Source organism: Bacteroidota bacterium (assembly GCA_039111535.1).
In the GTDB taxonomy this organism is placed as follows: Bacteria; Bacteroidota; Rhodothermia; order Rhodothermales; family JAHQVL01; genus JBCCIM01.
The window spans coordinates 1-24,934 of sequence record JBCCIM010000087.1 but is presented as its reverse complement, the minus strand read 5'-3'; the positions used below and the strand labels follow the sequence as shown (position 1 = coordinate 24,934).

Sequence of the window (24,934 nt, the reverse complement as noted above, 5' to 3'; positions counted from 1 at the left end):
GTAGCAACAGGCTCGGGACTTGTGCCGGCACTGAACCGCGTAGACTGGCAGAAAATACATAGCGCAGCATCTTTTGCTGACCTGGAAGGCGACGGCTTTGCGCAGGTGTTCACAGCAATGGCACAAGCCTTTCTCCCCAATCCCAATCGCCCCCCATTTTATTGCGACTTCATGGTCGAAATGGAAAATGGCGAACCTGTTGCTCATCCAGAGAACCGCAAAAAGCAGATGTCGCATTTTCTACTCGACAGCATGATTGACGAATATGCAGACAACCTGCGCAGCCTTTCGGGTATCAAATTCGACTGGGGCCGCTACGACACCAACCAGGACCATGTCTATTCCAATCAAGCCTTTACACGCAAACTGGATGGCCTGGGTATAGAACACGAAGCGGAAGAATACCGAGGTGGTGCATACGATAAAAACTGGATAGAAAATGGTCGCGTTGCCAATGAGATGTTACCGTTTTTTGCGCGTCACTTAAAAACAGGTGATTGATACATGCAGCATCAAAAGTCTTAGCCAAGATTGGTTATTAATGCAGCACCGTAGATAAATGTGTTGCACCAATGGTATCTTATGGGCCCAGGATATCATTGAAGGCATCCGTCTTTTAAAAACAAAGACTTACAATTCCATTATCTATGTTTCGCAAAACGTTAATGCCCTGCCTGTTTCTGGTATGTTTGCTGATCGCGTGTACAACTGAGAAAGAACCTGAATCACGTACAGGTAGTGTCACTATCCTATTCCAGATTGAAGTACCCGACGACACACCTGCAGTATACATTACCGGCAACCTGCCGGCATTGGGCCCCTGGCAGCCGGATGCGCTTGCATTGGAAGGCACCGGCAGCAAGCGGACCGTCAACGTGCAAATGCCTCGTGATCATGCACTGGAGTACAAATTCACGCTCGGCTCCTGGGACCGTGAAGCAGTGGATGCGGCCGGCAGTGTGATGCCAAATTTCCAGCTCACTGCGAGCAACAACGCTACTACTGAACATACACTTGAAGCCTTCAAGCAGGACCCACTGGTGTACCTGGAAGACTGGCAAAGCGCCGGCATTCTCGGCAGCATGGTGGCATGGCCAGATGTGGCTTCCGCGTTTTTGACTGCGCCGCGTCACGTTCAAATTTGGCTGCCCCCCGAATACGAGTCCCAACCAGCGCGAAGCTTTCCTGTACTTTATATGCACGACGGTCAAAATCTGTTTGACCCGCGCACTGCTGGCATGGGTGTTGACTGGGGCGTCGATGAGGCAATGGTCAAGGGTGCAAACGCGGGCCTCTTTGAGCGGGCCATTGTGGTTGGCGTGTGGAATTCCGGGCGGCGCCTCGAAGAGTACTCACCCTGGCACGAAGCCAATCAGTACGCGCGCTTTTTAAAGGAAGAGTTGATCCCGCGGGTAAACCAATCCTTCCGAACCCAAACGGAAGCTGCCAACACCTTTGTGATGGGCTCTTCGATGGGCGGTCTCCTCTCTTACTACCTCGTAAAAGAGCACCCGGATACGTTTAGCGCCTGCGGTTGCGTCTCGACACACTTCCCACTATCAGAAGCCGTTGCCGATCGGATACTGCTACGTCATGATGACCACAGTGATACAACCCCGTTTATATTGAGAGACATGGAAGCCGGCGCCACGATCCCGGCCGGCACCCGCTTCTTTTTCGATTACGGCACCGAAGGCCTTGACGCAAGCTACGGGCCTACCCACGAGGCGGTGGAAGGTTGGCTCAACGGCCTCGGACTGGTTTCAGGCCAAGACTTTCTGAATCGCGAGTATGAAGGCGCTGACCATAACGAGGCCTCCTGGCGCGCGCGCCTACAAGACCAACTGGTGTGGATGTTGGCGGACTAGCAACCTATTTGACCAACATCATGCTGCGCGTCTGCCGGACGTTGATCGACGGGATTTCCAACACGGCATAGTAAAGTCCACTTGAGAACACTTGTCCGCCTGCGGCAGATGCGCGCCACACGGTTTCATGCTGCCCTGCTGCTTTGTATGCATCCACCAAAACCGCGACCTGCTTACCGGTTATGTCGAATACGGACAACCTCACCTGTGCGTCTTCCGGGACGTTAAATCGCAGGGTTGTTGATGGATTGAACGGGTTGGGGTAATTGGGCTCCAGGAGGAAGGTGCCAGGCAATACATCAGCCTCTGCTGCCTCCCCTTCAATGAGGGTGTGAATCGCTATCGCGCGGCGTACAGCGGTCCCCTCAAATGTCCCAGCCATTTCAATGAGCACCGAATAAGATCCAGGTGCTGCAGCATCAAAGTATCCGGCAAAACGACCATCAGCACCCGCTTCCACGTGGATCGCCTGTACAAATTCCGTCGCTCCCCTGGCATCTGTCCGGTACAGGCGCGCGCTTGGTTGCGCGTTTTGCAAGGCTGCCGGCGCTGCCAAATTAAAATGAACAACGTCCCCAAGGCGGTGGCTGGTTTCTTCAAACGCAGCTTCAAACGCAATTGCGCTCGATACGGGCAGGTGCAGCGAAATACCAGATAATGCTTCGTCATAAGTAATCTGCCATGTGCCGGCGGCGGGATTGGGAATATAGAAACTGGCATGGTTGCCGGCACCTGTATCAAACGATGCACCCTCAATAGCGAGGGCATCAGCACGCGCCAAAGTACCGTCTGGGGCAACCAGGTTGAAACGATGGTTTTGCAAGGCAGCAGCGTCTGTATTTCTTATGTGTACCACAAAAGCGTTTACCGAAGCATCTACTTGAAAAGCCTGCGCAACCCGACCCGGCTCATCTTGCATTGCTAGATCATCAAGCGCCAGGTAACTGTCTGCAGACATCATCAAGGCCTGAGCGTTACTGATTTCCACATCCAGCACAGAAGTCTGCAAATGGCGGAAAGACATCGACTCGGATGCACTCAGGAATTCAGCACAGGGGAAACCATCGTTACCAAGCAGTCTCATGTAGAATACCGGGCTGTATGCTCCCTCAGCAAAATCAAACCCACTCTTTGATATTGTAACGTGGTTTTCTACCCGTTGCGAAATGTAGAAGTTGTCGATATAATCGAACCTCGTGGTGCCTTCCTGGTGATGGAGCCGGCGCATACGGTTGCCCGTTTTACGACCCAGTAGTTGTGAACAGCCATACTCAAACCGCATTTCATCTTCGTCCACATACGTGCTAAATCCTCCTTTGCGCCAGAGGTACAAGACGGCATGCTGGTCTGTATCTTCAACCGCCAATTTGACCTGGATTTGTCCCATATCCGGCGTGGTAAGCAAGTGCTCATCTGGATAAACAGCTTCCGTGTCACCGGCTTCGTTAGTTGCATAGTACCCATCTAAATAATCATTCTGGTGTAAACGATGGGCCAAGGCAAACCGGTCAAAGGTGTAGCGATCAGCCAAGAAGCTTTTGATCACCGATGTATCCAGTGCATAAGACAGTTCATCGTGACCAAGCGACGCCGTAATCAGCGGCACTTCTTTACTCAATAAGCTCACACTAGACACCGACACAACGCCATCCTGCTGTCCTTCGATAGACGTATGCACCGGATCTGCTTCTTCTTTTGTGCCGGCAACCACGAGATAGCAATCTCTGACCGATGCACCCACACAATTGGCTGGAACAGGCAATGCATCAGCATTCAATTCATGTAGAAACTTGCTACCCAATATCGTTTGATCGACAGCAGGTGCACGCCGGTCGTAGCGAGGGCCATATAGAACCGGCGAATAGCGCCAGCTAAAGCCCTTGTATTGCAGCGAGTTGTAAGCCAGCAACGTACCATGATTAGGTGTGCCCAACATGAGTAGCTTGCTAACTTTGTTGTCCGATGCATCAACTGATTGCATGTAGGCCCTGGCTACTAGCCCTCCCACACCGTGAGCAACCACAGGTACGCTGCTCGCCGTCGCGTCACCATATACGCCGGCAGCATTAAAGTCATTTGGATCCAACAATCTCGGCAGCAGATGCTCCAGAAGCGAAGCTGATTTTCCAATTTCCTGGTCGTATGGATAGTAGAGTTGCCAGACATCATAGGCACTGTTTACGTCTCCCAGGTAACCGCCATCCACACCGCCCGTCCAGAAAGGATACGCATTAAAAATGCCGTGCAGGAACAGTACCGGTGTTTTATCGAGTTGTTGCCCAAGCGCAGCAACGCGTTCGTCTGGAGGAATCAGCATGGCCATTGGATTTTCAACTGGGCCGTAGTAATTCCAGAACGCGTCTCCCCCGCCACGTGGATAGGTATCTGATGGCGTGAAGGTAGCATCAGAAAAGTAGTAGAGTACCGCATCTACCCGCTTGTTACCGTCAGTAAGATCATCAAGGCTCAGATTAAACGCCACGTGGCCAGCAATGCGCTGCTCATTACCACTCGGGTCCATCAGATTTATTCGCGAAACCGCACGCTCAGCCGCAGCGAGTTGTGTTTGCAGTTCTACATCAGTAAAAAACACAAAACCATTGTCGTCGATGGACTTACGGATGTCTAGCTCACCGTCTGCACTCGCGAGTTGCAACGTGGTAAAGCCAGCAAGCGTAACCGACTTAGCTTCGTCCTGCGCCGCATCAAGCACGCGAAAAACCAATCCCGCGTTATCCTCAGGAATAGTATCCCAGCCGCCAAGCTGCGCGGCAGCTGTAGAAGGGAGTAAATTGAAAAGCAGGAAATACAGTGCGACGTTCCCTAAAACCGAGAAGCGTGATCGAGACATGGACGTAAAGAAATGGATTATAAGCGGTGAATGCGATTAAATCTTGACCCTGCCCCTTATATACTACGCGACACAGGCTTGTGTTATGTAACAATGGCTTGCTTTAGAATATGCTTTAAGAGCAGCCCATTGTGGGAGATACCCGGCAACAATACAAAGCTTGCGCCCAGAACAGCAGACAATACTTACTGGATAAACGAGCTTCATCTCAAAATCCACCTTCAGGTAATTTGCAGGAGCATTGACAAGGCATGGTTTTACCAATATCGCATGGCAGCTTCAAACATGGACGTCAAATCGGATTCACTCGCCGGCTTTGGCGACAGCTTTGTCACCCGATGTTGAGGCAAGGTGCCCTGAACAAGCGCAGGAATATCAGCCGAAGTAAAGCCAAGGGCACTGAGCCCATTGGGGACGTTCAGAGACTGCATAATTTCAACGATCCGATCCGACAAAATAGCGCCGGCATCCGCCTCCTTTGCTGAGGATGTATCCACACCCAAAGCCGCCGCCGCCTCCAGGTGACGATCAGGACAAGCCGGCGCTGTAAACCGAAAAACGGCCGGCGCATTCAAAATCACAGAAATACCGTGCGGTACAATCGGGTAATCGACAGGATAACCGGGTTGACGATAATCTTTAACCATACCCGAAACCGGGTAAGACATACCATGCGGCAAATGCACCCCCGCATTGCCAAACCCAACGCCAGCATACGCCGCAGCGAGCAACATCATCCCGCGCGCTTCATCGTCTTCCCGATCCGCAGCCGCCCGCGGCAAATACGTATTCACCATCCGTAACGCTTGCAGCGACCACAAATCGCTCAGCGGGTTTGAGCCCTGGTATGCCGGCCGGAGCAACGGCCGCCCCGGATGTGGACGCTGATCATATGGCACCGCGGTGTATGACTCGATCGCATGTGAAAGCACATCCAACCCCGAAGATACGGCAACCTCTACCGGTAGCGTACGCGTATTGTCCGGGTCGATTAACCCAATGGTGGGTTTCATGTACCGGTGCGCCACGCCGGTTTTTGCGTGCATTTCCAGTAGATCAAAAATAGCCACGCCGGTGGTTTCGCTCCCGGTGCCGGCTGTTGTTGGGATTGCAATCAATGGTTTTAACGGTCCGGGTACGGGCGCGCCATTTCCAATGGGCGCATTGACATAGTGTAAGAAATCATCAACCGGATAGGTGGCATACAGGTTGGCCATTTTGGCCGTGTCGATAACGGAACCACCGCCTACAGCTACTACTGCATCGAAGTTGCCGGCTTGCGCAAACCCAATGGCCGCTTTCATCGAAGCGTCTGTTGGCTCAACACGCACATCATCAAACACAGCATACGATACCCCTTCCTTTTCCAGCGATGCTCGCACGCGCAACACGGGAGGCAGGTCGGCCAAATGTTTATCGGTTACAACCAAAACATGGCGCATCCCCAGATCCTTCAAATCCATCCCGACCTCTCCTGTCACACCCTGCCCGTAGCGGATATTGGAGGTGGCCATTTCAAATGCAGTATCGTTTTTCATGGAGGCGTCCTGTTGTTTTTTGCTCGCCCTAACTTAGTCCAAATAGCAGGGTAGTTCAAATAAAAACACGATGCAGCAAAGACACCTCGCACTTTACAGCACTAGCATAGTTGACAGTATTACCCGGAAATCTGTAAAATCTTATAGATTACCTTCATCTATCATACACCCCACTTTCAGATGAAAACGTTCCGAGTACGTATTTGCCTGGCACTGATGACTGTGCTGTTCGCAAGCAGTGTATCAGCTCAAAACCTCGACCCCACCATCCGCGTTGGCGCCACGGTTGCCGTCTCAGATCACGTGTACATGATCCCTGATGAAAACAAACCCATCATTCCAAACGTCGGCTTTGTAGTGGGCAACCGCGCCACGCTGGTGATTGATACGGGCCTTGGCGAGGAAAATGGGCGTATCGTATTGTCAGAAGCCATTAGGCTTGCGCCTGAGAACAAGCTCTACATCGCCTCCTCACACGCGCATCCCGAGCACGACCTTGGTGCGATGGCCTTCCCGAAGGATGCCACCGTCATCCGGTCAGCCAACCAGATTCTCGACATTAAAGAAATGGACATGCGCCTTGTGCGTATGTTCGCCGGCTTCTCTCTCCGGTCTGCGGAGCTGCTTGAGGGCGCCTATTTCCGGCCGGCTGATGTGATTTATACAGATTCTATGCGATTGGATTTGGGCGGCGTGCACGTCCGCATCATCGAAGCCGGCCCCAACCATACATTGGGTGACACGGCATTCCTGGTTGAAGAAGACGAACTCCTCTTCACCGGCGACGTGGTCATGAACGAATTCCCCATGCCCCTAAACCCACGCACCACCATCCAGCACTGGCTCGACACCCTCGACATGCTGCAAGGACTGGGCGCCAAAACCATTGTGCCCTGTCATTACGCTGTGGGCTCAACGGAATTGATAGAAAACTATCGCAGTTACTTTACCACGGTACGTGACCGCGCAAATGCGTTGGCTGATGAAGGCAAGTCAGAAGAGGAAGCGGCTGAGATTCTGAAGGTGGAGTTGGCGGAGATGTTCAATACGTGGAAAGACCCGAATCGTATCCCTAGAACTGTAAGCGTGGTGTATCGGGAGAGAAAGTGATTAGGAACTGACGCGATGATTGATGTTACGCATTTGTTCGCAATACAATAGCCATCAAGGCTATCGCTTCGCTCCAAACCCGCATGCGTAAACTGCCGTCAAAGAGAATACGGAGTTTGCCAGGCAATTCAATGCCAACATCCTCCGTCACAGAAGATCATTTTCGAACAGTCATCATACCTGTAGCAGTTTCGTGCTCCGTTTGTACGCGGTAGAAATAAATTCCGCTTGCACGATCTTTGGGCGCCCATTTAGCAAGGTGAAATCCAGGAGGAAGTTCACGCGCGATGAGTTGCTCAATTCGTCTACCTAAAGCATCGAATACATCAACAGTTACATGCACAGCGCCAGGTAGTGTGAACGGGATGTTTGTAACAACATCAAAAGGATTCGGATAGTTAGCATGAATTCTGAGTTGATCTGGCAACGTTTCAAGGGGTTCAGAATCTGTGCCTTCGGCGGTACGCGTTAATACGAAGTCTTCTGGCTCAAATCGACCATTAGAGACCAACGGCCACGCGTCACCCACATCTATCGCACCGCTATTAAATTTGTACGCATAGCCTGGGTGTGTTGCCAGGATCCTATAGGTATTGCCAGGAGGCACATCGGGAATTTCATACTGGCCGGCATTGTTGGTTTCTCCAGATAGCAAAGGAACGCCCGATTTATCTACTACAAACAACGACGCATCAGCCAGGGGTTGGCCTGATATATCGGTTACTGTGCCCCAAAAAGTGCTGGTGTAGATGTAGGATTGCAACCCACTTCCAGGTATAGCCACGCAGAAAAAAGGAGACAGCGAAAAGTCGACGTTAACAACGGGCTGCTCCGTGTCAACATGTATTGGTTCGACATTGCTGGGAAAAGGTGAATTGCTATAAAAAGTGGATATGTGCCAGGGCGATTGGGCTTTCAATATATAAGACCCATTCGGTAGATGCTCAAACCGGTATTGTCCATTTTCATCTATTACTGCTGTGTAGAACGGCGCTCCCTGCTGACCAAAAGCATATGCTTTTACAATGGCCGTTTCTAGGGGAAGCTCTGAAGATCCATTAATGCGGCCTGTAATGATACCATTGCCTTCATTTTGGGTCTGCATCTCGAGCAAGACTTCTTTTTTCTCGTAGCGTTCCAGCGTAACATATTCTAGCGAAGCAGTATCTGCGAGCGCTTGCACCAAACGTGCATCTTGAGCAAAAGCCGAAATCATGTAGGTACTGGGTGGCAAATTGCAAATCTCGAAATACCCGTCTTCATCAGAAATCCCATACCATTCCGCAGGGCTAATTCGATAATCGTATGTAGCACCTCTGTAGGACGTTGCTTCTACGTACGCTCTTTTTATGGGCTGTCCCTTGTCATCAATCACGGTACCGGTAATTGTACCGTTAACACTTCTCCTGTCGTCCAGATAGAAATCAATGCCTGTAACAGACTCGTTTTCAGCCACAGGAACGGATGTGGCCTCATCCTGCGTTGCAACGTCGTCAAACCATGCCTTAAGCTGAAGCCCTTCTTGGAAATAGGAGGCAGATATCTGATACGTGCCAGCTGGCAAATTGAAAAAGCGATATGCACCTGCGCTATCTGTCCGAGTTTGCAAGCCATGACTGTCAACTATATCGATGCCGTTAAGATTGACAAAAGTGTATGACAGGGGCTGACCATCTACATGATACAAGGTACCGGAAATAGACCCACTACCTAATTCAAGGGGGGTTTGGAACTCAAATGACGCCGGGATACTTTCGCCGTTTTCAACGCGAATGACGCCCGGGTTGCTTAAACTATCTTGCCAGACTTCGTCATAACAAGCAAATATTGAGCATGCACGCATCGTGAGGAAAAAATCTTGGCCCTGATCTGCTGAGTTAGGAATGCCCTCAATACGAAATCGTCCCCAGCTATCGGTTTTCGTATTTACTTCGAAATACTCTTCGCCGTCTCCGATTAAATGGAAATGAGTATTAAACCTAATGTCAGCGCCTCCTAGAGGCTTGCCCTGCGCACCTAATACGAGTCCAGAAATTGCACCTTCTGCACGCGGAATCATAACGTCGAGGTCGACCACCTGGCTGTTGGTAGACAGTTCAATGCGCTCAGCATCCGCGTAATTTTTTGCCTGACCATAATATATGCGCCTGCTTCCAGTGAAGCCGGCATTTCTATATTCAACTTGAATGGTATAGGTGCCGGCCGGCACTCTCTCTGCTTCAAAATATCCATCCTTATCCGAGACAAAGTTGCCCACATAACTTAAACCAGGCCCTGAACCACCGGGCCTGACTACAGCCTGAGCTACAGGATTGCCATCTGCATCGACGATGCGACCTGAAAGCGAACCCGTGTCGTTCCAATAGGGAAAGATGATATCAATGTTTTCATGCGTCTCCGAACCAACTGTGATGACTGGATGGGCATCTTCTGCCACGGAAGTATCACCATACCATTTTGTAAATCGATACCATTCGGTCTCATCGTTCCATCCCACTTCCAGAAATGCCCTCACATAGTATTCGCTGGGCGCCGGCGCAGAAAATTGATAAGCGCCTTCGACGTCTGTTTTTGTATTGTGGAGCTTCGTAAAAACTTCAGTTGCTTCATCATATTCATAAAGAGACACTGTTACATCTGGAAAAGGGGTATTCAGTCCATCCGTTACTTTTCCCGAAATGCTTGTAGTGTCGCGCTCCTGTCCTTGTGCTTCCAGAAACACAAGGTTAGATATGATTAAACTTATAAATATCTGTACAAAAACCCGTTTCCTAGTCATGATTATAGATTGTGAGTACACAGCCAAAGAAGCCAACAAACTTGCTACAAAAGTCACTTCGCTGTAGACCAAAAAACGAGCCATGTTGATGAGTATTAGACTCGTACCATCATCGACTCAATCTCCGGGGAAAGATTAAAGCCCGCTCCACTCTACCACAATTTTTGGTTGCATCTAAGTCTTACAGATATCAAAAATGATTGTGCGCAAGCTTCCGTATTTTGAGCACCTTCTCCTGAGCGACGCCACCGCTGCACGTGAACGTCTCCGTTTGCGCGATCTTCTTTATGAGGGGTAGATTTGATTTAGCAACGTCTGTTCTGAAGCGCACGCTGACTTCGCCTTTTTCATTCGCTTCGGGGAGACGCATCCTGTTTTTAATATGTTCAGCGTACCTGTATAGTTTCAATGACCAAACAAGTAGATACAGCAAATAAGAAGTTGTAATAACTGGTCTGCTTGCGCATGTCTTAACCTAACAGTTCCATTTTCATCAGTGACATCTGGGTTATTGTATGCATGTCCACCCACCACAATGACTCCCTCAAGGGCCTGTCCATTATACTCATCAATAGCTATGACTTGGAGACTGTCACCTTTAAACGTAGAGTACGTTTAATCATTGATCTTGAGAGGAGCCGGTCTATCATAAGCTCCATTCATAAGTAGGACCATATAGGACAACCGATTTACCTGAACGCTCTACCAGCTATCGATCTTGCTCCGCCCAGAAGAATGAGCAGAGTAACGGCGAAATGACAACGTTGAGCGATGCAGCAATGGCGAGTCCACTTATAGACGTAACCAAATTACCAGGTAAGATGAGTAGAACTCCAGCAGCTAAAAGAGTCGACACTGCCACCATCGTAGTTATGTACATCTTGAAGTAAGGAGGCGGATTATTTGTGCGTTTCTGAACTAGTCCTATAGCGATAGCTACTGCCACACTCATGGCTACTCCCAAACTAATCCCAATACTACCAAATCCAACAAACACAAAAAATACACGCGTCACGATAACAATCAAAATTAAGCAGACGCCACTGATCAGGATTTCATTTAATTGCATGAGATATTCCAAATAGAAAATCGATACTTGCTACTTAGCATTAATCAGCTCGTTTAGTTTTGGCAAGCTCTGTTGCATATTCCATATCCTGACAGTAGCAACATCTCTTGACCGGGGAATACCCTCTTCTAATTCAATTTGCGCTGAGGGTAGCGCGAGCCACTTCTCACCGCTTACGTATGTCTGGCCAGCCGCTTCCAGAATGCGCTCTGGTGACCATGTAGTCTTTAATACCTGTAGTCCCCGGTACATGGTATACGTATCAGGGGTATTGTTAAGCAAAAGCAGATCGAGGTAGAATCCCAGGGCCATCCTCTGCTGATCATCAAGCGACTCCGTGAGCAAATATCTATACAGCATTTCAAAAGCAAGCGCCTGCTCCAGGTGTCCCAGGTACATGTGATCAGAGTAGAGCCCAAGCGTCTCCCTGCAATACTGATCTGCTTTCTTCCAATTCAGTTCGGCTATGTATTCCTTTACATGCAGACCTTCCATCATGATGTCTTCAAATGCCACGGGATCCATATCACTGCCACGCGCAATAGCCCAACTGGGCCAGTACGAGTCAGCCACGCCGTAGGCAGCGTCTTGCCCCAAGCAAACACTTGAAGAGATGCTCAATAGACTAATCATGAAAAGTCGACGCATTTATTCCTCCGATTTGGTGTAGATCATGATCCGTATCAGAGGCTCATAGGCATTTTTAGAAGAAGCCAGGCAAATATTCGTATCTACCAGAAAAGAAGCTGCTTGTGTAAAACAAAAAAGGCCTGACGAACAGGCCTGTACAATGCCCAAAACGGCTTTTAAATACAAAAAAACTGTACCCCCGAGAAGATTCGAACTTCCGACCTACGGTTTAGGAAACCGTTGCTCTATCCTGCTGAGCTACGGGGGCAGGCGTGGGCCTTCTCACGTCCAATGTGAATGCCGAGTTCCGCGTGTCGAATGCCGCGTTGTTTTGACTTAAAACGCCTGCCGGCGTTATTCCTCTCCCAAGAGAAGTAGTCGCTCCGAACGGCGATATTGTAAAGTCTTACTCGCTACACTTCAAACGAACAACTCTACAATGGCGGCACCCCACAATCGCATCGTAAAGAAGTAGGTCGCCAGAATTAAAAAAACGGTGGCTACATAGAGGCCCGATACGGCGACCCACTTGGATGCAGCAGATTGCAATAGCTTTTTCCTGCGAATAAAAAACTCAGCAACCAGCAAATTCGGGAGATAAAAGAAGAAGCTCATGAAATAGTCAAAGGGTCCGTCGAAGGTATCGGTATGCCCCAGGCCATCAGTAAAAAGAAACCAGAAGCCATAATCCATTCTGTATAACCACGAACCTATTGCCAGGGCAAAGAGCCTGATCGCCCAAGCGCGATGACGCTCAATCCGCCGGCCTTTTGCGTGGCGAAACGCCTCGATGGCAGCCCAAAACATGAGGACACCATACCCCGAGAAACCGATATCCATAACCGGGCCACCGATGGTACCTTTGATAAATATAAAAGCCAATCCGCCGATGGACGCCACCAGACAAGCAAGTACATAAATCCGGCCCAACCACCGGTGCAAAGCGGGAAAAGAATCGCGTAACCGCCCAATAAGCTGAATACAGCCCAGAATTAAGATGATGCCGCCGGCAGCGAAGTGTATCCCAATACCAATCGTAGCTGACTTTGTGGAACTGTCGTATAGCCCCGGCAGGACTTGATTCCACTGTTCCGTATTTCCTTCCATCAAAGCAACAAAGTAGAAGGAGAGAATAAACAGACCAAAAAGCAGCGCACTCACCCACACCGTTGCCGCCAACAGGTATGTACCAATTTTGATTGCTTTATCAAGCTTCGGGTGACGTATGAATTCCTGAGAAGCTGTATGCATAAAAGGGATTCTTCAATACTCTCTTTAAGGAGCGCCCAAGATAATAGAAACGATTTCGGAAAAAAGGTCCTGTCCTTTGATTCTTTGTCGAATAATCTGATTACGGTAGAAGCGTGCTCATTCATTAGCGATTGCCTGCCCTGTGGATCCCCAGTCAAGCTGGGGATGACGTTGTAGAGAAAGCATTACGCCAATTCCAGCCCATTCGACAATTGGCATTCGACAATCCTCCTCCCGTTGCGCTTTCGTCTTCCTTGCCGTAACATCTTGGGCGCGCTTTGTCCACCAGTCCTGAGCTGTCTTGTCTGAAGAACCTAAACTGAACCGCCGCACCGTTTTTGGGTGGGCGATGTACGATTTTGCCAACTCGGCGTTTACCACGCTGGTGGTCACGTTTATCTACGCCACCTATTTCACCGAAGCCATTGCAGAGGACTCAAACACGGGCACCTTTTACTGGTCGCTTGCCGTGGGCATTTCAGCTATTTTGGTAGCAGTTGTCTCTCCTTACGCCGGCGCCATTGCCGACCAGGGCGGCTACCGCAAACGGTTTCTGCTCCTCTCTACCATCCTCGGCGTAGCAGCAACGATTGTCCTCTTTTTCCCCCTGCCCGGGCAGATCTACTTCGCCCTAATCACCTTCGTAATAGGTAATTTTGCCTTTGAAATCGGACTCGTCTTCTACAACGCCTTCCTCCCTGAACTCGCACCACAGGAGAAAATTGGGCGTGTCTCCGGCTTTGCCTGGGGACTTGGTTACCTCGGTGGTTTGCTTTGCCTTGTCATTGCACTTGTTACGGTAGTAATGCCCGAGGAGCCTATGTTTGGGCTCTCAAAAGAAAACGGAGAATACATCCGCGCAACCAACCTGCTCGTCGCTGCCTGGTACGCGATCTTTAGTATTCCGCTCTTCATTATGGTGAAAGAGGAAAAGCAGGAAAAGCTGGCGTTTAGCCGGGAGCTCTTCAGCAAAGCCACCGCACAATTTGTCAACACCTTCCAGGAAATCCGCAACTACCGGGACATTTTCCGGATGCTCATTGCGCGTATTTTCTACAACGACGGCCTTGTGACGATCATCGCGTTTGGTGCTATTTATGCCGTTGGCACGTTTGGATTTTCCACGCAGGACACCCTGATTTTCGGGATTGTGCTTAATGTCAGCGCCGGCCTCGGCGCCATTGGCTTTGGCTACCTCGACGACAAACTGGGTGGCAAAACAACCATCCAGATTACCAACATTGGACTCATTGCCGCTTCACTGCTCGCTGTATTTGCCCAGAGTGCAGCAGGGTTTTGGGTAGCCGGCGTTGTTGTGGGTTTGCTGATGGGCCCAAACCAGTCTGCCAGCCGCTCGCTCATGGGACGCTTCATTCCGGCTGACAAAGAAAACGAGTTCTACGGATTCTTCGCCTTTTCCGGCAAAGCCACCTCGTTCATTGGTCCAATTCTATTGGGTCAGATCACGCTGCTGTTTGACAGCCAACGCGCCGGCGTCTCTGTAGTGATCCTCCTCTTTATTGTAGGCATGATCATCCTGCACGGCGTAAACGAGAAAGAAGGCATGGCTGCTGCCGGGCGCGGCTCAATCTAAACTAAATCGTCTGACATATAAACGAAGTGCCTAGTGTAAAATGCTGGGATCAATACTACAAAGCAGAGCAATTCCGAAGAACCCAGCACTCCCCCTAGAACACAGCCATTGCAGGTAAGTATCCATTCAAAAGATATAGGTCCACAACAGTTTTACAACATTTTAGCCAGACTCTCATTAATGAATTCTAGCATGCTCCGCACCTTGGATTCTTGCGCGGCAAGGCGTCCCTGGAAATGTTGATAATCGCGAAGTGCAGCCTCTGCATAGGCCTTGGCGCGCTCTAGCAAGTCACGCTTACCATCTGGGTTAGCTTCGCGTTCAGCAGATCTAACATACATAAGAGCCATGTTGTTACGCGTCTGTCCAGCACCAAAGCGGTCTCCAGTTTGCTCGCATATCTGCGCATCTTTTTCATAGTGCTCCCGTGCGCGTTCAGTTTCGCCAACTGTATCGTAGAGATTACCTAGCGCGTTGTGAATTGGGCTTAGGTTGTTGAGCGCATTTACAGGACAGGTGTCCAGCGCTTCTCGAAAGTGTTTTTCTGCAGCACGTACATGCTTCAATATGGTTTCTAGTGGCTCATCTCTTTTTTGAGATTCCTCGAATCGTTGAAAGTGGACCATGCCTATTTGATTTATTGTGCTCGCACGCCCCGATAAGTCATTGGGATTGAGCAAAGTCAATTCGCGACGATAAGAGGCTTCAGCTGCATCGAAATTTCGGATGGCAGGAACTCTAAGGTAGGCGTTGCCAAGGCTATAGTGAGAGGTGGCTTCACCGGCAGTGTCCTGGATGCGCTTAGCGTGTCGAATAGATTCCTCGAATGCCGTTACACAGTCAGGGCTGCCTTGTAGAAACAGAATTTGGCCGAAGGAAAACACACTGGTAGCAAGCGAGCGGATCCGATTACGTTGGAAGCTGTCAAGCTCAGCATCTTTTGGGAGGTCAAGCAAGGAGGCTGCCCTTTGGCGGTCCCATTTAACCAATCTTTCTTGTAAATCGGACGCTTTAGAGAGGTCACGGTCGTATTCTCTTGCCAAGCGTACCCGATAACCCATGATATGAGGATACTGATTTTCCCGCCCGGAAATCGGGGCATCATCAGGGGTGCAGTAATCAGGTATGATTTCATAGACTAGCCTGGCCCATTCGGTAGGCCTTCCCTGATAATCGTAGAGACTCCGCAGGCCCTGCATAGTGCCGATGACTCGATTCCACCATCCCCTTTGACAGGCTGTGCGGCGGGCATGAAGCAAGTTGTCCTCTTCTAATGCGAGAAGCTGGATCACCCCCCGGTTGCCTTCATTGAATTGTTCATTGTAAAATGCACCCAAGCCACCGATTGCCTCGACCCAAGCTCGAAGAGCAATATCACTACTTGACCTGCCATCCTTACCATCATAGTAGCGATTGAATAATTGGCGCAGGAACCACGGAAGCGCCGGGTGAATGCTATACCAAGTGTCGGCAACATGAGTCAGAAGGCCTACTTCTCTCGCACGCTCGAGCATGCCTTTTATTTCATCTTTTTCAATCTGCTCCCCTTCACTGTTCTGGAGTTCAGGAAGGGAATCCTCGCCTTCTCCCATGGCTACCAATACATCCACATCCACGGTGCCCTGGAAGAGGTGTAGCAGCGCAATGATCGGCTGTTCATCTTCAGCAAAGGCATTCTTGAACCCATAGTCAAGCGATGCCCCGAGCGACTTGTCACGGCCCTCTGCCTCATCCACGTCTTCTATCACCTGCTCGCCGCTTCGTATCGATTCGACAAACCCTTGAATCGCTTCTTTATTCCCCAAGCGCATTCTGATCGCCTGCCCAACGAGCACCCTTAGCGTGAGCGGGTTGCCCTGGCAGTAATCAATCAGCGGTTGCCAATTGGCGATGTCCTTGCGCGCGATCTTACGCGTGCTATCGCTGCCCAAGCTACGGGCCAGTTTGGCCGCATCGCTACCGCTCATGCGAGGCATCCTTACCCGGCGCGGTATGCCGCCCAGCCATCCATGTTCTGGTCTCCTGCTTGTGAGCAAGATCTTGGCCTTCGTCCCCCGGTCTTCTTTGATCTGTTTCAAGAAGTCCGCCAGCTCAGCCTGTTCCTCATTCGTCCAGTTTGATGCTGTACCAGCCGGGAAGCCGGCAACGGGCTCTACGTTGTCCCAGATCCATAGCACGGGCACCTGCTTCAGTATCTGAAGCACAAGCCCCCGCCGCTTCGCATTATCGTTAAGCGCATGCCACTCGATACCGCTGGCCTGTAGTATCGGCGAGAATATCTGCCCAATCTGGTTCAGGACATCTGTCAAGTCTGTATGATTCTCAAATGAGGTAAAGAGTACAAGAGGCTGTTCACCCAGTCCTCCAGTCTGCGCATACCAGCGCGAGAACTCAACAGCCGTTGTCGTCTTGCCTTGCCCAGCATATGCGTGCAAGAGCACAACCGGATGTGCATCGAATGCTCTATCGACGAGCAATAGCGTTCCATCACGGCCTACAAACCCAGTGTCTGGCACATAACGTAGCAGCGCATTGTTGGACTGGACGGGGTCGAGTTGACGTTCATCCAGTGTGATCTTTCCATCTTTGCGAGAGAGTAAGTGGACTGGGGTTGCTTCATAAACCACAGGCACAAACCAGTCCTGCAGCGGTTGTGGCTCAAGCCCCACCCATCTATCCGGGTTCATGCTTAGGTGCTTACGCCCTTCACTGGCCGCCTGACCAAAAGATTGTCCCTGCGCCAATGCGTTGTAAAGCTGGCCGATGTACTGCGCCGCTGTGACCACAAAGACGCTGTAGCGCATGCCAAGTACAGCTGGAATGCCGTGATCAATCACCGCCTGTGTAAGTGAGCCAATGGCCCGGACCGTGTCATGCTCGTTAGCAGGTGTTTCGCTATCCGTAGCTGGCGCTTCTATCGCTTCGTGCATTGCAGACTGGCAAGCGTTAAGCACCAGCACAGGCACGCTTGTATCGTGCAGCAACTGGCCCAGTTCCTCACCTGCTACGGGCCGCATCTCCTCTTCGGGATGCTCAAAGAGCAGGTAACCATGTTTGCCTTTCTTGTGACCGCCCAGGGTGAGCGTGTTAATTGCTTGCAGCCACTCAGCCATTGAGGTGCCACTGAGGTCCTGGTAGATGCCATGGCCGTCGAAGTGAACAATATGAAAGGGGCGTCCTGCATCTTTGGCTTCTTTGAGTACTTTTTGGAGTTGCTCGAAGGTTGGAGGGCGCAATGCGGTGATGTCAAAGCGCGAGAGGTCTTCGCCCAAATCCTGAATCAGGCGATTGGCTACCGCCCTGAGTTCAACATCGTTTCGGCCGCCGGGCCGGCAGACCACGTAAAGCAGCCGTACACGCCCATCCTCAGGGGGCTGCACCGGGACAAATGAGATGTTCGCACCTGACTGCACGCGCACAAAGGCGCGCACACGAAGTGCGATGGCAGAATCAGACTGCGGATCACGCATCAGCTCCCACGGAATGGAGGCTGCCTCGGCGATACCCGTTTGAATTTCTATGCGCAAATCGGCCAGTTGCTCTCGCACCGCAAACCAGATGGCCTGGGTGTCCATGTTGTGGGCAAGCACCTTCGTGTAAAGCTCCTCGCCCCGGGCTCTCATTGCCAGTTCAATTTGGTCGATCTGCACTTCTTGAGCGCCTTCCTGGCGCAAGAGGTAATCCTCCATGTACCAACGTATGTCCTCCTGCTCCTGGGCCGTGAGGGCAAACTCGATTAATGCCTGGGCCGTAAGATCTGCTTGCCCCTGGCGCCTCAGCGTTAGTTGAATCGGGTATTTTCCTTTATCCAGGGGGTTTTGACGTATTTGAAGAACGATCATCAAATCCTCTTTAGCCAGTGATATTACATACTTAGCTTGTGACCCTGTACAATGCAGAACGCTGCTTATTCTGATTGCAGCATAAAAGTAATCGTTTACTTATTAAAAACCAATATAATACTACGCCTTCTTGAAAAGCCTTATCCAATGCGACATGCGCAAATTCGTTAACTACTTTGGCTTAAATTAAAACACTAAGATGGCATGTGGATCAAAACCAGTTAAGCTCCTTTTTAATGGCCAACTACTGTCTATCAGGCCTACTTGAATTCAACCATGACTAAAATATCTGACATCACAAACGCGCTCGAACAATGGGCACCATTGGGTACACAGCAGTCCTATGACAATGCGCGATTGCAAGTTGGCGACCCCGCCGGTCCCGCAAGCCATGTGCTCATTGCCCTCGATCTCACGCCCGCAGTGATTGACGAAGCCATTGATGCCGGCGCTGAACTTATCATTACGCATCATCCGGTCATTTTCAGGCCCATCAAATCAGTCACGACCAACAGTTGGCAAGGAGCATTGATTCTCCGCCTGGCACAAGCGGGAATCGCTCTCTACTGCATCCACACCAACCTCGACGCAGCCAGAGACGGCGTATCGTTTGCGCTGGCCAGGCAGCTTGGCTTGTCGAACATCAAATTCCTGAAACCACTGACAGACCAACTCGTCAAGCTGGTCACGTTTGTCCCCAATACACACGTCGATGCTGTCCGGGCTTCGCTCGCAGAAGCTGGCGCCGGCAGGATTGGCGCGTACGATGCTTGCGCCTTCATTTCTACAGGGACGGGTTATTTCAAACCCGGTCCCGGCACCAACCCGCATATCGGCGAAGCTGACGGCGGACTCACAGCTGCAAACGAAATGCGAATCGAAGTAGAAGTTCATCGCTGGCAATTGGGCGTAATATTGCGCGCATTACATGAAAGCCATCCGTATGAGGAAGTAGCCTACGACATATACCCGCTCGAAAAAGCAGCTACCCAGGTTGGTATGGGCGCCATTGGCGAACTGGAGGATGCACTTTCACTTGAGGACTTCCTGCAACACGTCTCTGAAGCCCTCGATACCGACGGTTTACGTTTTGTTGGAGATCCGGACAAACCAGTAAAACGCGTCGCCGTGTGTGGTGGCTCAGGCGCTGACTTGATGGATGATGCGCGCCGCGCGGGCGCTGATGCCTACGTCACAGCTGATGTAACCTATCATCGATTTTTCGACGTACTCAATACCCGCGGCACACCAGAAATGGCCCTGATCGATGCTATACATTACGAAACAGAGGCCTGCACCGAGGACCTGCTCCAATCCTGGCTTTCGGAGCGCTTCTCCGATGTTGTATGGCAAAAAACAGTGACACGCACCAGTCCCATTCGGACCTTCATGAAGAAGTAGTAGATAGGTTGTTCTAAAACAAGGGCATGAACATTCTTGTTTTAGAACAGTTATACTTTCTTTAGCCTCAACGTCCGTCCCTTTAAGCCGCCAGGCTTAGCACCAAAACGACTGCCATTTGACTATGACTACAACCGTTACCGACAGCGGAATTGGAGAACAGCTCAAAGCACTTATCAGACTACAGCACGTCGACAGCCGAATTGACCAACTCGAACAAATGCGCGGCGATCTGCCCCATGAGATTCGGGATCTAGAAGACGAGGAGAAAGGATTACAGACCAGGATTGAAAACCTGAAGCAGGAGGAAAAAGAACACGAAGTAGGCAATCGGCAGGCAGAACTGACCATCAAGGAAAGCGAAGGCCTGATTAAGAAGTACGAAGACCAGCAACTGCAGGTCCGCAACAACCGCGAGTACGACGCCCTAACCAAAGAAATTGAAGCGCAGAAACAGCGTATCCAGGACGGCAACCAGCAAATTCAGAATATCGCTGAATCCAAAGAGCCGCGCGCCCTGGCAACTGCAGAAGCTGAAACGCGCCTGAAAGAATTAACTGAAGTCCTCAAAGCCAAGCGCGACGAGTTGGCCGAGGTAATGAGTGACACCGAAGCTGAGCAGAAGCAACTGCAAAAGCGCCGTGATGACGCTGAAGAAGCTGTTGATAAACGCTACCTCCGCGCATACACCCGCCTTCGCTCCCGCGTTAAAGATGGACGTGCCCTTGTGCCACTTCTTCGCGGCGCTGCCTCAGGATTCTCAGTGCCACCCCAGCGACAGGTTGAGATTCGCCAGCGCAACCGCATCGTAGCATGCGAGCACACCGGCCGAATTATCGTCGACCACGAGCTCTTCCTGGAAACTACCCAGGAACTCGACAAAGAATTGGGATAAAAATTAGTTTAAGGTTTAAAGTTGAAGGTTAAAGGTCGGGCTATTCGCTCAATCTTTAACCTTCAACTTTTTCACCCCATTCCTTAAACTTTCAACCTTAAACCTTAAACCAACCAACAACTATACTGTCCGGGTTATCGCGTGCTGCGTTTGTAGCGCGAGGAAAGTCCGAACACCACAGAGCGCCGTGCTTCCTAACGGGAAGGTTCTGCTATTGTCACTGACAGTGCAGAAACAGCAAGTGCAACAGAAAGCAAACCAGCCAATGGTCCCTCGGGACACAGGTGATGGGTGAAATGGTGGAGTAAGTGCCCACCGGCATGCCGGGCGACCGGCGTGGCTAGGCAAACCTCATGGGGTGCAAGGCCAAACAGTTCCGCGGCATTCGTGCCAGACGCTGCTCGCTGAGGAACGGGTAGGCTGCTAGAGGTTAGCGGTGACGCTAATCCCAGATAAATGATAACCGGGCCTTCGGGCCAACAGAATTCGGCTTACAGGGCAGTATAAACGATGAAAGGCAGATCCTTAGCGGGATCTGCCTTTCTCTTTGTCTGCAATTTTTGTTTGCTCAACCGGCAAACATACGGCGTTTAGCCGTCTTCGTTGTCACCACCTTCAGCTGGTGCAGCTGCGGGTGCAGCACCATCTGTTGCCGGCGCATCAGCGGGCACAGTTGCTGGTGGCAATGCAGGAAGTTCTGCTGGTGGAAGCGTCGTCTGCTCCTGTCCGGCGCGCTGCTGGATAACGCTATCCGTTGCACCTTCATTACCGCGGTCGATGATGAAGTTGGAGATAATGCACAGCACGATAAACGCTGTAGCCAAAATCCAGGTTGCTTTCTCGAGGATATCCGGCGCCTGACGCGCACCAAGCACCTGCTGGGTTGCACCGCCGGCTGCAATACCTGCCAAACCGCCGCCTTTACCACTCTGCACCAGCACAACCAGTGAAATCAGGATGGCGATGAGCGTAATTAAAATGATGATAAACGTAAACATGGGATCTACCTTCGTGTCACAAGCGGGATTTAATGCAGTCAGACCACATTAGATCCGGACGCAACATAAAGATTCGAAGATTATATTCAAAGCTCACAAGTGACCTTACAAAGTCGTCAAATTACAAGGGTTTAGTTTCTCCTGCCCATAAAGGAACAGTCACTGTGGACTAGTATCCACAGCCATGCCTGGAAACACCTCAATACGTCTATATCGCTGCATCGTTTAAGCTGTGCTTGATTATTACTAATTAAGTACCGGGCTCTAGGCCGCGAAGGCACGCTAATAGCAATCCATTCTCACCTGTTGTCTATTAATAAAAAAGTTCAAGGGCTTTCCCAATGATTTTTCACAAATGACCGAAAGCACTGTTGTAACACCCTGTTGCATGGCTATAGAACCGCAAATCATCACAACTCCTTTACTCTTAAGTACGTGTGCAACTTTTTCAGCATCGCGTTCAATCAAATGCTGAACATACTTTTTATTTCCATACTGTCTAGAAAAAGCCGTATGCAACGAGGTTAGTTTCCCATCCTCTATCCAATCATCTATATAATTTTTATACAACTTAAGGGATTTGTCGTATTTGCCTCCCCAATACAACGTGATGTCTGACCCAAGAATGTTATTCTCAATCATTCCCATAAACGGGCCTATGCCAGTCCCCGTGGCAATCATTACTACCGGTCTCTTTTTCTGGGGAAAATGAAAATCAGGATTTCTTTTCAGATGCCCTGTAATCGTTTGATTCTGTTCTGATGCACTCAAATAATTTGAACACCTTCCCTGCTCAAGCCATTTGATGCTCAAAACAAAGGAGGTTTTATTCAAAACACCAATAGAATAAAACCGCGCTCTTTTCTCACCTGGTGGCGTTACGGCAAGAAGATCTCCTGATTGAAATGCAGGCCCCTTTTCCACTTCCAGAAATAGCAAAAACGTATCATCGACACTGGATTCCAAGTCAGTCTTTCTGATTACTTTAAGCACTAACTCTCCATCGAACTCATTTGAAATATGCTCATCCGATATAGTAATAGGAATGCCTGCAAGCACTCCCCACCTGTTTACCCAATCGGTAAATGATTCGAACGACTGATTATTAACAGTGTGGACAGGAAGAAACTCTTTGGACGTTGCATGGGTGTTCAACACACCGTTCACTTGATAGGCATATTTACAAAAATCAGGATATGAGGTTGATCCAAACCCAACTACAGAATAGGCAAAGGCTTGCGTGCTCCCGTTGGTTTCTAAAAAACGATCTACAAATTTTGTTGCGTTCGATGGTGGATCGCCGACACCGTAGGTGGCGGTAAACACAACGAGATGTTTGATGCTGGCGTAATGACCATAGCTATTCAGTTCTTCAAGATATACTTTCCGCTCCGCACTTATTAACGCTTGCTGAAAAGCCTTTGCAAACCTGGTTGTAGATCCATTTTCTGACCCAACTAGCACAACATAGTCGCAATCGTCTTTCGCGTACTTATTCCTGATTAACCCTTTCCTTCGTTGAAATGTGAGTGTAAAGCCAGAGTAGACAAATAAAGGAATAGCCAAACTAGCAACGCCTAAGATTAAGGCCCAAATCCAATTTCCTTGTCCGGTGTGTAGTACAATGCTGAGTGAGGACACCATAACTGTCCAGGGATAGGCCTGCTCACTTTCAATTTTTCCAGTGAACTGATTGACCAGAACCTCTCCATTTGTAAGACCCAGACGGTAGAATTCTTCTGGATCTTCGAAAAACGGAAATTCAATTTCCCTGAAGTCTTTTAGCGTAGTTGAACTAAAAACAGGAAATTCACTTCGAATGAGCTCAGGAGATTCTTCAAGCAAATCATAATCTACCGCGTGAACAATATTCAGTGAGGGGATGATGGAAAACCGAACCAGCGACAGCAAAACGCCACTCAACGCAATAATCATCAATGGGACAATCGTCCACTTTCCAGAAATGATGTGTAAAAAACTATAGTTGTTTGTGTTGATGACCGGCTCGAAAAAGCCTAGAAACCGCCCCGTCCTTTTAAGGATAAGCACAAAACCCGTCGCTGCAATCAAAAGTAACAAAAACGAATTAATTCCTAAGAGCGCACGCCCGAAAGAACCCAAAAACAGGGAGCGATGGAGGTTGGTAATGAACTGAAAGAATGGGGCTTGTTGTTTCACTTCTGATGCAGGCTTCCCGCTCTCAGGGTTTACATATACCGTTTGATCCTCCCCTTCATAAATGCCATGCACCTCAATACTTCCATAGCTGTTTTTCTTAATAGAAAACACCTCTTCAAAGTGTGCATCGACCTGGTCGAGCAACTGATAAAGTGGCTGGGAGTCATCTACCTTGAGCCCAATAGCATCTATTTCCTCTAGCACAGGCTCAATCGCTAGAATAGCACCTGAAACAGCTGCCAAAAGGAGAAAAACAAAGGAAGATATTGCCAGGGCTAAGTGGCAATACCTCCAGAATGAAATGATCATGCAGGTTGAATGGAAGAATTACTGCTGCAGCATGCGCACATATCTTATATAGCCTGTGCCTTCCATCTTACCTTTTATCGAAGCTGAGTTCAGCGGAATCTCCAAATCAATAGGATGATATTCTTTGTCTTCTACTGCGGTTTCAAATCTTAAGGTATATCCGGCGTCGATGTTGGCGGTTTCTAGCTCCAGGATTGTGATTTGCCGTTCCCCATTCCCTATGCTGGCCCCCGAAATACCATCTACTGACCCTCCACTAGGCTCAAAGAACTGCCACCATTCCTTAATGTCACTGTACCACTCTTCATCATCACCCATCACATCCAGGGTCCGAATATAATTACCATCGGGATCGATCAAGGAAATTACTAAATAGGCCTTTTCTCCGGTATAGTTCACCATCTGAACCATACATTTATAGGAAACAGTGTCTGTTTTTGAAGTGGATGAATCCATTGCGCTCAAACCAACGCCAAAAACAAGCAGCAGGATAAATGTTTTCATAGTCTGATGATATCTTACTAGTCGTTACTATCTAAAAATCCAAGATCAGCCCCACTGCTTAGCAGCAATTCATTCTCACTGGCAAGATCAAACGGGGATTCCTCGAATTCAGTGGTT

The 24,934-nt window shown here is 49.8% G+C and carries 16 protein-coding genes, 1 tRNA gene and 1 other RNA gene; 7 read left to right on the top strand and 11 right to left on the bottom strand.

What is annotated here, in order from left to right; all coding sequences use genetic code 11:
* Together AAF564_14280 and AAF564_14275 are read left to right on the top strand one after the other, a co-directional pair.
* A partial coding sequence (locus AAF564_14280; protein ID MEM8486715.1) for a hypothetical protein occupies nucleotides 1-501 on the top strand: 501 nt, incomplete at its 5' end.
* A gap of 146 nt (nucleotides 502-647) precedes the next feature.
* Complete coding sequence (locus AAF564_14275) at nucleotides 648-1,868, top strand: alpha/beta hydrolase-fold protein (GenBank protein MEM8486714.1); 1,221 nt, start codon at nucleotides 648-650, stop codon at nucleotides 1,866-1,868.
* Between the two features lie 4 nt (nucleotides 1,869-1,872).
* Here AAF564_14275 and AAF564_14270 read toward each other — a convergent pair whose 3' ends face one another.
* Entirely contained in the window at nucleotides 1,873-4,719 is a 2,847-nt protein-coding gene (locus tag AAF564_14270; protein ID MEM8486713.1) for a hypothetical protein, read from the bottom strand.
* Between the two features lie 257 nt (nucleotides 4,720-4,976).
* Nucleotides 4,977-6,257 (bottom strand): hydroxyacid-oxoacid transhydrogenase, encoded by a 1,281-nt coding sequence (locus AAF564_14265; protein ID MEM8486712.1) that lies wholly within the window; start codon nucleotides 6,255-6,257, stop codon nucleotides 4,977-4,979.
* Nucleotides 6,258-6,437: 180 nt separating this feature from the next.
* On the opposite strand from AAF564_14265, the gene AAF564_14260 reads away from it, so the two are divergent.
* Nucleotides 6,438-7,367 (top strand): MBL fold metallo-hydrolase, encoded by a 930-nt coding sequence (locus AAF564_14260; GenBank protein MEM8486711.1) that lies wholly within the window; start codon nucleotides 6,438-6,440, stop codon nucleotides 7,365-7,367.
* Between the two features lie 157 nt (nucleotides 7,368-7,524).
* On the opposite strand, the gene AAF564_14255 is transcribed toward AAF564_14260, so the two are convergent.
* From AAF564_14255 to AAF564_14235, 5 genes are all read right to left on the bottom strand, one after another.
* Nucleotides 7,525-10,089, bottom strand: a complete 2,565-nt coding sequence (locus AAF564_14255) for a carboxypeptidase regulatory-like domain-containing protein (protein ID MEM8486710.1) — start codon at nucleotides 10,087-10,089, stop codon at nucleotides 7,525-7,527.
* Nucleotides 10,090-10,855: 766 nt separating this feature from the next.
* Nucleotides 10,856-11,215 (bottom strand): hypothetical protein, encoded by a 360-nt coding sequence (locus tag AAF564_14250; protein MEM8486709.1) that lies wholly within the window; start codon nucleotides 11,213-11,215, stop codon nucleotides 10,856-10,858.
* 30 nt (nucleotides 11,216-11,245) lie between these two features.
* The gene (locus tag AAF564_14245) at nucleotides 11,246-11,863 is read right to left on the bottom strand and encodes a hypothetical protein (protein ID MEM8486708.1); all 618 of its coding nucleotides are present in this window, start codon (nucleotides 11,861-11,863) and stop codon (nucleotides 11,246-11,248) included.
* A 176-nt stretch (nucleotides 11,864-12,039) separates the two neighbouring features.
* Nucleotides 12,040-12,113, bottom strand: a tRNA-Arg gene (locus tag AAF564_14240).
* Between the two features lie 152 nt (nucleotides 12,114-12,265).
* Nucleotides 12,266-13,096: a DUF2306 domain-containing protein gene (locus tag AAF564_14235; GenBank protein MEM8486707.1), complete on the bottom strand. Its 831-nt coding sequence runs from the start codon at nucleotides 13,094-13,096 to the stop codon at nucleotides 12,266-12,268.
* A 301-nt stretch (nucleotides 13,097-13,397) separates the two neighbouring features.
* On the opposite strand from AAF564_14235, the gene AAF564_14230 reads away from it, so the two are divergent.
* Nucleotides 13,398-14,690 (top strand): MFS transporter, encoded by a 1,293-nt coding sequence (locus AAF564_14230; protein ID MEM8486706.1) that lies wholly within the window; start codon nucleotides 13,398-13,400, stop codon nucleotides 14,688-14,690.
* 152 nt (nucleotides 14,691-14,842) lie between these two features.
* On the opposite strand, the gene AAF564_14225 is transcribed toward AAF564_14230, so the two are convergent.
* Entirely contained in the window at nucleotides 14,843-18,532 is a 3,690-nt protein-coding gene (locus tag AAF564_14225) for a CHAT domain-containing protein (GenBank protein MEM8486705.1), read from the bottom strand.
* 276 nt (nucleotides 18,533-18,808) lie between these two features.
* Here AAF564_14225 and AAF564_14220 point away from each other — a divergent pair, with 276 nt between their 5' ends.
* The 3 genes from AAF564_14220 (at nucleotide 18,809) to rnpB (ending at nucleotide 21,338) form a co-directional block, all read left to right on the top strand.
* A complete protein-coding gene (locus AAF564_14220) occupies nucleotides 18,809-19,933 on the top strand; it encodes a Nif3-like dinuclear metal center hexameric protein (protein ID MEM8486704.1) in 1,125 nt (374 codons plus the stop codon).
* A 124-nt stretch (nucleotides 19,934-20,057) separates the two neighbouring features.
* Entirely contained in the window at nucleotides 20,058-20,828 is a 771-nt protein-coding gene (locus tag AAF564_14215; protein MEM8486703.1) for a hypothetical protein, read from the top strand.
* A gap of 121 nt (nucleotides 20,829-20,949) precedes the next feature.
* Nucleotides 20,950-21,338: RNase P RNA component class A (gene rnpB, locus AAF564_14210), an RNA gene on the top strand.
* Between the two features lie 80 nt (nucleotides 21,339-21,418).
* Here rnpB and secG read toward each other — a convergent pair.
* The 3 genes from secG to AAF564_14195 form a co-directional block, all read right to left on the bottom strand.
* Nucleotides 21,419-21,826 carry a preprotein translocase subunit SecG gene (gene secG, locus AAF564_14205; GenBank protein MEM8486702.1) on the bottom strand — a complete coding sequence of 136 codons (408 nt, stop codon included), beginning with the start codon at nucleotides 21,824-21,826 and terminating at the stop codon, nucleotides 21,419-21,421.
* A 282-nt stretch (nucleotides 21,827-22,108) separates the two neighbouring features.
* Entirely contained in the window at nucleotides 22,109-24,313 is a 2,205-nt protein-coding gene (locus tag AAF564_14200; protein ID MEM8486701.1) for a PepSY domain-containing protein, read from the bottom strand.
* 18 nt (nucleotides 24,314-24,331) lie between these two features.
* Entirely contained in the window at nucleotides 24,332-24,817 is a 486-nt protein-coding gene (locus AAF564_14195) for a DUF2271 domain-containing protein (GenBank protein MEM8486700.1), read from the bottom strand.
* Nucleotides 24,818-24,934: the final 117 nt, after the last annotated feature.